The 1,033-nt window shown below is 51.6% G+C and carries 1 protein-coding gene; it reads right to left on the reverse strand.

The annotated features are described in order from the left end of the window. The coding region (locus tag R8N49_RS25220) for a DEAD/DEAH box helicase (RefSeq protein ID WP_318190225.1) at positions 1-1,033 on the reverse strand (1,033 nt) is incomplete at both ends.

Genomic DNA, 1,033 nt, shown 5'->3' on the forward strand with positions numbered 1-1,033 from the left:
TTCAGCGGTGTCTGCTGCGGCTTGCGCTTCTAACACTTCTGATTCATCGATCAGCGTACACACCCAATACGCTTGCTTGCCTTCGTTAAGACAAGCGTTTCGTACCCGCTCGACAATGTCGTCACGTTTGGTATCTGGAATGGCGACGGTTTGAATCGGCGTTCGGCCTGGTGGTAATTCGTCTATCACCGACGTTTCCAAATCAGCATACGCTGTCATTGCTAGTGTGCGAGGAATCGGAGTTGCCGTCATGATGAGCTGATGCGGATACGCGCCTTGTTTTGCCCCTTTCTCACGTAACTCTAATCGCTGATGGACGCCAAAGCGGTGCTGCTCATCAATGATGACTAAAGCTAGGTGATGAAATTCCACATGTTCTTGGAAGAGGGCGTGAGTACCCACTATCATTTGCGCTTCACCGCTGGCAATGCGAGCCAGTTCCGTCTCTTTGGCTTTGCCCTTGAGCTTACCAGCAAGCCAGCCCACTTGAATGTCCATGGCTTCAAACCAGTTGGCGAAATTGATGGCGTGTTGTTCGGCGAGCAGCTCAGTGGGTGCCATTAGTGCGACCTGATAACCGTGCTCGATAGCTCGAACCGCAGCCAGTGCCGCGACGAGGGTTTTCCCTGAGCCTACGTCACCTTGGACAAGACGCATCATTGGATGCGGTTTTTCGAGGTCGGCTTCAATCTCTTTCACCACGCGTGCTTGAGCATTGGTCGGAGAAAACGGCAGTTGCGCCAACAGCTGTTTTTTCAGTTTGTCACATGGTGCGAGCGGTAAGGCGATATCTTGCTGGCCTTTGCTGCGAACCGCCAACATCGATAAGTTCTGAGCGAGCAACTCTTCCATGATCAAACGGATTTGAGCGGGGTGCTTACCTTCATCAAATTCATCTAAATTAATGGTTGGCGGCGGGCGATGAATGGTGTGCAACGCCTGTGACATAGTAATCTGATGGTTATACAAGCCAGAAGGTAGCAATTCTTGCACTGCCGCTTTATCGAGTAGCGCCAATGCTTGCTCAGTCAGG

This window comes from Vibrio sp. 1978 (genome assembly GCF_033344345.1).